The sequence below is a fragment of the Cryobacterium sp. MP_3.1 genome (assembly GCF_035984795.1).
GTDB classification, from domain to species: domain Bacteria; phylum Actinomycetota; class Actinomycetes; order Actinomycetales; family Microbacteriaceae; genus Cryobacterium; species Cryobacterium zongtaii.
In genome coordinates, this window is record NZ_JAXCHV010000038.1 from 21,508 (window position 1) to 31,625 (window position 10,118).

Here is a 10,118-nt window from a genome sequence, read left to right on the forward strand (position 1 = left end):
CGGGCCGCAGGAACGAACACGTTCGGGTCGTGCTGCCGGTCAGTACTGGCGGTCGGGCAGGGCCGCGGTGGCCGCCTCGGGCGAATCGAAGGTCGTGCTCGGCACGACGATGCTGGACTCGACGTCCTCGCCGGCCAGGGCCGCGTTGACGACCTCGATGGCGTCCTCTCCGAAGAGCGGGTTGTATTCGGCCACGAAGCTGAGCCGGCCGGCCGCGAGGGCTTCGAGGGCGGCCTGTGTGCCGTCGATGGTGATGATCTTCACGTCGGTGCCGGGGGTGAGTCCGGCCTCCTCCACCGCGAGAGCGGCGCCCAGGCCCATTTCGTCGTTCTGGGCGAAGACGAGCTGGATGTCGTTGCCGTTGGCCTTGAGCATGGTCTCGAAGACGCTCTTGGCTTCTTCGGTGGACCAGTTCGCCGACTGGCTCTCGAGCTTGGTCAGATTGTCGGCGACGGCCTCATCCCATCCCTTGTTGCGGTCGTTGACCACCGACAGTCCGGGCGGGCCTTCGAGGACGACATAGTTGGCGCCATCCGGGAACTGCTCGTTGGCCCATTCGGCGGCCGAGGCGCTGATGCCCACGTTGTCCGGAGCGATCCGGCTCGTGTAGAGGCTTTCGTCGTTCGGCTCGATGCCGCGGTCAAGCAGCACCACCGGGATCTCGGCCTCCTGTGCCCGCTTGAGTACGTCTTCCCAGCCCGTTGCTTCGGTGGCAGAGAGCAGGATCGCGTCTACGCCTTCGTCGATGAACGAGGTGAACGCGGTGATCTGCGAGTTCTGGTCGCCGTTGCTGGACGGGGCATACTTCAGGTCGAACCCGTTCTCGGTGGAGAACGCATCCTGAATGTTCTGCTCGTTCGCGGTGCGCCAGCCTCCCTCGGGTCCGACGGCGACAAATCCGACGGTGGTGAGCTCGCCGCTGTCGTCACCGGATGCGGCCGGTTCGTCCGACCCCGATGAGCAGGCGACCAGACTGAGAGCCAGTGTTCCGGTCAGGGCCAAGCCCGTGAACGCTCGGAACCGTGATGTGGGTGCCATGTGATCTCCTCCTTGAGATCTGCGGGCACGAGCGTCGTGCCAGCAGTATGAATGTGTTCAATGAACGACTGCGGTGCCTTGGACGATGTGTGATCGCTAACAATTCGCTACTAGCCAGCTGCTTGATAGTTTCTGACTTCGTCGTCGGGATCAATTGTTAGCCTTCACAATCGCTCTTTTCGGAGGCTATCCGCGTTTTGCGGGTGTTGTCAAGGGCTTTTCACTGGGATGCAGCCCTGCGGGGCGCCTGTTGCGCCGAACGAGTTGTGAACCCTAACATTCAGGGGGGACGAGGAGGTTCGCGAGGTGCACAGAATCGAAGTCGAACCGATCGTCGTGATGACCGGCGTCACCGTCACGTTCCCGGGCGTCACGGCGCTGGATTCCGTGGACTTCAGGCTGTTCCCCGGGGAGGTCCACTCGCTGCTGGGCGAGAACGGCGCGGGCAAGAGCACCCTGATCAAGGCGCTGACGGGTGTGTACCGCATCGACGGCGGGCGGATCGAGGTCGATGGGGTCAGCGTGGCCTTCACCAGCCCGGCCGACGCGCAACGGTCCGGCGTGAGCACCGTGTACCAGGAGATCAACCTCCTGCCCAACCTCAGCGTTGCCGAGAACATCCTGCTCGGGCACGAGTCCCGCCGCCCGTGGGGCGGCATCGACTGGCCGGCAACCCGACGGCACGCCGGCGAGCTCCTCCGGGGAATGAACCTCGACATCGACCCGGCGTCCATCCTCGCGGACCACTCACTCGCCGTGCAACAGCTCATCGCCATCACCAGGGCCGTTGCCGTGCAACCCAAGGTGTTGATTCTCGACGAACCCACCTCGAGCCTGGACACCGACGAGGTGACGGAACTGTTCAGGGTGATCGCCCACCTCAAGGAGTCCGGGGTCGCCATCCTGTTCATCTCGCACTTCCTCGAGCAGGTCTATGAGATCTCTGACCGGCTCACCGTGCTGCGTGACGGCCAGCTCGTCGGCGAGTACCTCACGGATGAGCTGCTGCGGATCGACCTCGTGCAGAAGATGGTCGGCGCCGGGATATCGGTTCTCTCCGAGCTGCAGCATCGCACGAGTGAGCGGGAGGTCGAGGAAGCACTCGGCGGTGAACGGCCGCTGGTGCGCGCCATCGGCCTCGGCCGGGACGGCGCCCTGGCGCCTATCGACCTGGCCGTCTACGAGGGCGAAATCGTCGGCATGGCCGGTCTGCTCGGCTCCGGCCGCACCGAGCTGGCGCGACTGCTGGCGGGCATCGACCGGCCGGACAGCGGTGGCGTGTCGGTCGACGGCGTCGTGCACAGGTTCCGGGGCCCCCGCGATGCGCTGAAACACCGCATCGCCTACGCCTCGGAGGACCGCCGTGCCGAGGGCATCATCGGGGACCTGACCGTGCGCGACAACATCGCGCTGGCCCTGCAGGCCGACCTGGGCTGGTTCCGTCGGATCTCCCGAAAACGACAGGACGAGCTCGCCGCCAGCTACATCCAGGCTCTGAACATTCGCCCGCCGAACCCGGATGCGCTGGTGCGGCACCTCTCCGGGGGCAACCAGCAGAAGCTGCTTCTCGCCCGCTGGCTGGCCATAGCGCCCCGCCTGCTGATTCTGGACGAGCCCACCAGGGGCATCGACATCGGCGCCAAGGCCGAGATCCAGAATCTGGTCACCGATCTGGCCGAGAACGGTCTCGCCGTGGTCTTCATTTCGGCCGAACTCGAAGAGGTGCTGCGCATCAGCAACCGGGTGGCGATCCTGCGCGACCGGAAGAAGGTCGCCGACATCCGCAACCACGACCTGACCGTCGAACGGCTGCTGACCGTCATCGCCGACGGCGCCGACGATGACGACGACCAGCGTCGGGGGGCCGAGCGGTGACCGGCGCCCGCGGACTCCTGGCACCGGCCGGTCAGGGCACTCGTCTAGAATCGGTGACACAACCCTGCACTATGTGGGCTGGCCGGATGCTCCGTGTGACGATCGACCGCGGAGAGTTGGGGCCCCGTCACCCGCAGGGAAAGGTATCGCCGTGAGAGAGGAAACTCCCCGCCAGGCGACGATCTTCGACGTCGCGCGTCTCGCCGGGGTGTCGCACCAAACGGTCTCCCGGGTGCTCAACGACCTGCCCAATGTGCGGCCGTCCACCCGGGTTCGGGTCGAAGAGGCCATCAAGAAGCTGCGCTACGTGCCCTCCCCCGCCGCGCGGGCGCTCGTGACCCGGCGGTCGCGCACCATCGGGCTGATCGCCACTGGCACACCCGAATTCGGGCCGGCGTCCACCCAGCTCTACTTCAACGCTGCCGCACGGAAGGCATCCTGGTCGGTCTTCACGGCCAGCCTGATCGACACCGAGCCGTCGGCGATCCGGGCCGTCGTCGAAGCGTTCCTCCGGCAGAACGTCGAGGGTATCGCCGTGATCACGAGCCGCCAGGGCGTCGTCGACGTCGTCGCGGGCATGGAGCTCGCCATCCCCGTGGTCGCGCTTGAGGCGACGGCCCGCACCGGTATCACCACGGTCGGGGCCAACCAGTACAGCGGTGCCCGCACCGCGGTGGCCTATCTGGCCGGGCTCGGCCACCGCAACATCGCCCACCTGGCCGGGCCGAGCGACTCGATCGACGCCAAGGAGCGGGAGCGCGGGTGGCGCGACGAGCTGGCCTCCCGCGGCCTGCAGGCGCGCCGCATCGGCATCGGCGACTGGTCGCCGTCCGCGGGCTACACCTTCGGCATGGCCTGCGACCTCGAGGGGCTCACGGCGATCTTCGCGTCGAACGACCAGATGGCGGTCGGGCTGATGCACGCCCTGTCCGATCGGGGACGGTCGGTTCCCCGCGACGTCAGCATCGTCGGGTTCGACGATGTGCCCGAGGCGGAGCACCTGTCGCCCCCGCTCACCACCGTGCGTCAGGATTTCGAGCACATCGGGCGGGACATGCTCAGCGTGTTGCTCGGCCGCATCAACGGTGACGGTTCCCCGCTTCCGGCGTCCGTTCCCGCCCTCATCGAACGCTCCTCCACGCGCCGGATCGACGCCGAGGACTGAGCCTCCCCCGCTGGCCGCCCCTCCCCGGGCGGCGCGACTTCGCACCGGCGGCCCGCTTCCGCCCCGCCGGCCCGCTTCCGCCCCGCCGGCCCGCTTCCGCCCCGCCGGCCCGGGATACACCGCGTGCCACCGCGCCTAGCCCGTGCCGCGAGCCGGATCCGCCCCGTTCGGCGCCGCAATCGCTCAGGCTCGGGGCACGCCCCGCTCAGTGAGGAAGGCGTGGAACCGGGTCGGTGAGAGAGCAAGATCCCAGCCCCACCGGTCGAAACTGTTCACCCGGGCGCGCAACGCATCCTCGCGCTGTTTCTCCTGCCACACCACCGAACTCGGGTCGCGATTGCCGAGCACCGGCCCGGTGCCGTACTTGAGGAACCCGTCGAATTCGCCGATCTTGCGCACCCGGCGCCAGAAAAAGTCCACCCAAGCGTTGCCGCCGAGGATGTCGGGAAAGCAGACCTGCAGCTCCGGCGCCTCAAAGCCGAGCTGAAATATCCGCACCCTGCTCAGGGTCTCCCCCGGGTTTGCCGCCAGCGGGTTCGCGAAGGCGATCACCCGCTCGGCGCGGCGCCGACCGGTTCGCGGATTCACCAGCGCGAGCTCGCGGTAGAGGTCCTCCCTCGTCAGCGCCGGTCGGATCGGCACCCCACCGCGCCCCTCCCGTTCGGCGCGTTCCTGCTCAACCCGCAGCGCATGATCCACCATCGTGACGCCCACCAGGAAGGGTGACGAGGCGGCTACATCCACCAGGGTGCGCGCAATAGAGGTGACCTGGCATCCGTCGATCTCCTGTACTGAGTCCGGTGCCGGCCCACGGTGACTGGTTATGAACCGTGTGCTGCTGCCTCCGACAGCGTCAGGGGTGCTGATGTGCACCGTCGCGGGCCAGCTCCCGATGGTGGGAAAGCCGTGCAGGATGCCCGCAGATTGATGCGACAACACCGGCCGGCGCCCCGACGCCAGAACGGTCGCCCGTACCATCAGGCGGTACCGCTCATCGACATCAGCGGTGCGCCAACGCTCGCCCGTCACGTACACACCGCGACGGACACTCTGGAGCACACCCCGCGCGCACAGCGTCTGGAGTGCGCGCGTCGACACTCCGACCTCTCGCAGGGCACCGGAGGGGAGCAGCCCGCCATACCGAGTGCTCACGACTTCGGCGAGGCGGAGGGTTCGGCGGTGGCGCGCGGCGTCTGCTGTGCGTTCGGTGGACGAAGGGTTGGATAACGGGGACTGGAGATTGGCCATACGTCAGCGTCCCTCTTCGCCCCGCTGGCGCACGATACCGCCCCGGTCCGGTTGAGCAATCGCCCGATCCGTACCCTGTGGAGGAGCAGCGCACCCACGTGTCAATGCCGGACGGAAGGCTCCCGGTGGCACGCCTTAGCCCCCGCGGCACGCCTTAGCTCCGGCGGCACTGGTTCTAGCGCGTGCCGCCGCGCATAACGTGTGCCGCGGCGCACAAGGTGGGCCGCGGGGCACAAGGCGGGCCGCGGCGTATGAAGCGGGCCGCGGCGTGGAGACACGCGCGGGCGGCGGGCAAGAAGGACCGCCGGCCCCGCATCCGTGCCAGGTCGAAAGGCTCCCGGTGGCACGCTTTCGCCCCAGCGGCAGGTGTTAGCCCCGGCGGCACTGGTTCGAGCGCGTGCCGCCGCGCACGAAGCGTGCCACCGCGCCAACGGCGGGCCGCCGGGCAAAAAGCGTGCCGCCGCGCACAAAGCGTGCAGCCGCGCACCACGTGGGCCGCGGGGCACACGTCGGGCCGCGACGTGGGCCGCGGGGCATAGGGCGGGCCGGGAGCGGGCACACAAAGACCGCCGGCCCCGCATCCGTGGTGGAGGCGGGGCCGGCGGCCGGATGGAGCGTGCTGCCTAGCGGCCGCCGGAGCGACGCTTGTTGTAGACGTCGAAGGCGACGGCCAGGAGGAGCACGAGGCCCTTCACGGCCTGCTGCCACTCGATGCCGATACCCATGATCGACATGCCGTTGTTCAGCACACCGATGATCAGACCACCGATGATGGCGCCACCGATGGTGCCGACACCACCCTGCACGGCCGCGCCACCGATGAAGGCGGCGGAGATGGCCTCGAGCTCGAAGCCGTCACCGGCCTTCGGGCCGGCCAGGTTGAGGCGAGCGGTGAAGATCAGGCCGGCGAGGGCTGCGAGCACGCCCATGTTCACGAACAGCCAGAACGTCACGTTGCGGGTCTTGACGCCCGACAGCTCAGCGGCGTGCAGGTTGCCACCGATCGCGTAGATGTGACGACCGAAGACGCTGCGGTTCATGATGATGCCGTAGACGAGGATCAGCACGGCCAGCACGATAAGGGTGACCGGGATGCCCTTGTAGGAGGCCAGGGCGTAGGCGAACAGGCCGATACCCACGGTGATGAGAATGAGCTTGGCGACGAACCAGACCAGCGGCTCGACCTCCTGGCCGTACGCGGCACGGCCCTTGCGGGTACGCACCTGCTGCACGATCAGGGCGATGATCGCCAGTGCGGCGACACCCAGGGTGAGCGGGTCCAGTTCGAACTCGCCGAAGACATCCGTGAGGAAGCCGTTACCGAGTGCACGGTATTCGGCCGGGAACGAGCCGATGTTCGCGTTGCCGAGCACCACGAGGGCGAGGCCACGGAAGATGAGCATGCCGGCCAGGGTCACGATGAAGGCGGGGATGCCCACGAAAGCGATCCAGAAGCCCTGCCAGACGCCCACGAGGGCACCGACCAGGAGCGACAGGATGATCGACAGCCACCAGGGCAGTCCCCAGGTCACGGCGAACACGCCGGACACGGCACCGACGAAGGCGGCGACCGATCCGACCGACAGGTCGATGTGGCCGGCGATGATGACCATCACCATGCCGACCGCGAGAACGAGGATGTACCCGTTCTGCACGATCAGGTTCGAGATGTTCTGCGGCCGCAGCAGGATGCCGTCGGTCAGGAAGCTGAACAGCACGACCACCACGATCAGTGCGACGAAGATGCCGTTCTTGCCGAGGTCGGCGATGACATGGCTGAACCAGGCCGCCGCTTTGGAGTTGCTGGGATTGACTTGTGCACCTTCGGGCGTGTTGCTCGCCGGCTTGGTATCGAGATCACTCATTTTGACGTTTCTCCTATTCCGATAGCGCCGACGCTAACGGGCCTTTTCCATGGTCATGTGCTTGATAAGGGTCTCCGGGGTGGCATCGTCGATCGGGAATTCTCCCGTGATGCGTCCCTCGGAGAGGGTGTAGATGCGGTCGCAGATGCCGATCAGCTCCGGCAGCTCCGACGAGATCACGATGACGCCCTTGCCCTGTGCGGCGAGGGCGTTGATGATCGCGTAGATCTCGTACTTGGCGCCCACGTCGATGCCGCGGGTGGGTTCGTCCAGGATCAGCACGTCGGGGTTCGAGTAGATCCACTTCGACAGCACGACCTTCTGCTGGTTGCCGCCGGAGAGTTTCCCGGTTTTGGCCAGCACCGTCGGCGCTTTGATGTTCATGCTCGTGCGGTACTCGTTGGCAACCTTGAATTCTTCGTTGTCATCGACCAGTCCGCCCTTGACGAGCTTGCCCAGCGAGGCCATCGAGATGTTGCGCTTGATGTCCTCGATGAGGTTGAGGCCGTAGGTCTTGCGGTCCTCGGTGGCGTACGCGATGCCGTTGTCGATGGCCTCGGTCACCGTGCGAGTCTTGATCTCCTTGCCGGCCTTGAACACCTTGCCGGTGATGCGGCTGCCGTAGGTGCGGCCGAACAGGCTCATCGCGAACTCGGTACGTCCGGCGCCCATGAGCCCGGCGATGCCCACGATTTCGCCACGTCGCACATTCAGGTTGACGTTGTCGACCATGACCCTGGTCGGGTCCTGGGGGTGGTGCGCGGTCCAGTCCTCCACCCGCAGGATTTCCTCGCCGATGTTCGGCGTGTGGTCCGGGTAGCGGTGTTCGAGGTCGCGGCCGACCATGTCCTTGATGATGCGGTCTTCGGTCACATCGACCTTGTCGATCGTCTCGATGGCCTTGCCATCGCGGATGACCGTGACGGCGTCGGAGACCTTCTTGATCTCGTTCAGCTTGTGGCTGATGATGATCGAGGTGATGCCCTGGCCCTTGAGGTGCAGCATCAGGTTGAGCAGGTGGTCGGAGTCCTCGTCGTTGAGGGCGGCCGTCGGCTCGTCCAGGATGAGCAGCTTCACCCGCTTGGAGAGCGCCTTGGCGATCTCCACGAGCTGCTGCTTGCCGACACCGATGTCCATGATCTTGGTCGTGGGGTTCTCTCGCAGGCCCACGCGGGCGAGCAGCTTGACGGCCTCGGTGTTGGTCTTGTTCCAGTCGATCAGGCCCAAGGCGCCGCGCTGTTCGTTGTTGAGGAAGATGTTCTCCGCGATGGAGAGGTAGGGACTCAGTGCGAGTTCCTGGTGGATGATGACGATGCCCTTGGCTTCGCTGTCCCTGATGTCTTTGAATTCAACGATCTCGTCTTCAAAGACGATGTCGCCGGTGTAGGTGCCGTGCGGGTAAACGCCGCTGAGCACCTTCATCAGCGTGGACTTGCCCGCGCCGTTCTCACCGCAGATGGCGTGAACTTCGCCGCGAGCGACGTTGAGCGTCACGTCCTGCAGCGCCTTGACGCCGGGGAAGGTCTTGGTAATACCGCGCATCTCGAGGATGTTGGTGGTCACGTGCGTTCCTTTCTGAGGTCTAATACGTTGTGGTGACCGGCCGGCGGGGCTGTCAGGCCCCGCCGGCCGGTCACTGACACGTGACTCTTAGCCGTCGATCTCGGCCTGGGTCCAGTAGCCGGTGTCAACCAGCTGCTCGGTGATGTTGTCCTTGATCACGATCGAGGAGTCGAGGAGGTAGGAGTCCACAACCTTCACGCCGTTGTCGTAATCGGTGGTGTTGTTGATCTCCGGCTCGTCACCGTTCAGCAGAGCGAGGGTCATCGAAACGGCGACCTCGGCCAGCTTGCGGGTGTCCTTGAAGATCGTGCCGTACTGCTCGCCGGCGACGATGGCCTTGACCGAGTCGAGCTCGGCGTCCTGGCCGGAAATCGCGGGCCATTCCGGGCCCACCGTGTAGCCGGAGCCCTCGAGGGCAGAAATGATGCCTCGCGAGATGCCGTCGTACGGGGAGAGCACGCCGTTGACGACGCTGCCGTCGGAGTACGTCGACGTCAGGATGTTCTCCATGCGGCTCTGTGCCTCTTCGCCGTCCCAACGCAGGGTTGCAACCTGCTCGATGTCGGTCTGGCCGCTCTTGACCACGATGGTCTTGGCGTCGATCAGCGGCTGGAGGACATCCATCGCGCCGTCGTAGAAGAAGAACGCGTTGTTGTCGTCCAGCGAACCGGCGAACAGCTCAACGTTGAACGGGCCGGCCGGGGCACCCTCGATGGGCGTTCCGTCCAGCTCGACCAGGCCGAGGCCGTTCAGCAACGACCAGGCCTGCTGCTGGCCGACCTTGAAGTTGTCGAACGAGGCGTAGTAGTTGACGTTCTCGGTGTCGCGGATCAGGCGGTCGTAGGCGATGACGGGGATGTCGGCGTCTGCGGCGTCCTGGAGCACGCTGGTGAGGGTGGTGCCGTCGATCGAGGCGACGATCAGGGCCTTGGCGCCCTTGGTGATCATGTTCTCGATCTGCGAGACCTGCATGGGGATGTCGTCTTCTGCGTACTGCAGGTCGACGGTGAAGCCCTCGGCTTCGAGCTGCTCCTTGACGGCGTTACCGTCGTTGATCCAGCGCTCGGAGGACTTCGTGGGCATTGCGACGCCGACGAGGCCGCCGTCGCCGCCGCCAGAGTCGCCGCCGCTGGAGCAGGCTGCCAGGGACATAACCATGGCTCCGGCTGCCAGTGTCGCGAGGAAAGCTTTCTTCTTCACTGTGGTTCCTTTCGTATTTTCAATCGACTTTGATGTCAAATGGGTGAAACAGAGTGGTGCGTGTGTGATTTACAGGCCTTGCGCCAGGCGGTAGTACGCCTGGTTCCATCGGACCTCGCGGGAGAAGTCCCGCAGGGTGGTGGTTTCATCGATCACGAGGAGCT

7 protein-coding genes are annotated in these 10,118 nt (G+C 66.0%); 2 read left to right on the top strand and 5 right to left on the bottom strand.

Features of this window, described 5'->3' with window-relative positions:
• Positions 1–39: 39 nt before the first annotated feature.
• The gene (locus RCH12_RS16765) at positions 40–1,038 is read right to left on the bottom strand and encodes an ABC transporter substrate-binding protein (RefSeq protein WP_327017624.1); all 999 of its coding nucleotides are present in this window, start codon (positions 1,036–1,038) and stop codon (positions 40–42) included.
• A 339-nt stretch (positions 1,039–1,377) separates the two neighbouring features.
• Between RCH12_RS16765 and RCH12_RS16770 the strand changes: the two genes are divergently transcribed.
• Entirely contained in the window at positions 1,378–2,913 is a 1,536-nt protein-coding gene (locus RCH12_RS16770; protein WP_327017625.1) for a sugar ABC transporter ATP-binding protein, read from the top strand.
• A gap of 151 nt (positions 2,914–3,064) precedes the next feature.
• Positions 3,065–4,078: a LacI family DNA-binding transcriptional regulator gene (locus tag RCH12_RS16775; RefSeq protein ID WP_207795581.1), complete on the top strand. Its 1,014-nt coding sequence runs from the start codon at positions 3,065–3,067 to the stop codon at positions 4,076–4,078.
• Between the two features lie 183 nt (positions 4,079–4,261).
• On the opposite strand, the gene RCH12_RS16780 is transcribed toward RCH12_RS16775, so the two are convergent.
• The 4 genes from RCH12_RS16780 to chvE form a co-directional block, all read right to left on the bottom strand.
• Positions 4,262–5,230: a type IV toxin-antitoxin system AbiEi family antitoxin domain-containing protein gene (locus RCH12_RS16780; protein WP_103432735.1), complete on the bottom strand. Its 969-nt coding sequence runs from the start codon at positions 5,228–5,230 to the stop codon at positions 4,262–4,264.
• A gap of 719 nt (positions 5,231–5,949) precedes the next feature.
• Positions 5,950–7,191, bottom strand: a complete 1,242-nt coding sequence (gene mmsB, locus RCH12_RS16785; RefSeq protein WP_103432734.1) for a multiple monosaccharide ABC transporter permease — start codon at positions 7,189–7,191, stop codon at positions 5,950–5,952.
• Positions 7,192–7,224: 33 nt separating this feature from the next.
• Positions 7,225–8,754 (bottom strand): multiple monosaccharide ABC transporter ATP-binding protein, encoded by a 1,530-nt coding sequence (gene mmsA / locus RCH12_RS16790; RefSeq protein WP_103432733.1) that lies wholly within the window; start codon positions 8,752–8,754, stop codon positions 7,225–7,227.
• 87 nt (positions 8,755–8,841) lie between these two features.
• Positions 8,842–9,954 carry a multiple monosaccharide ABC transporter substrate-binding protein gene (gene chvE, locus RCH12_RS16795; RefSeq protein WP_279326961.1) on the bottom strand — a complete coding sequence of 371 codons (1,113 nt, stop codon included), beginning with the start codon at positions 9,952–9,954 and terminating at the stop codon, positions 8,842–8,844.
• Positions 9,955–10,118 lie beyond the last annotated feature (164 nt).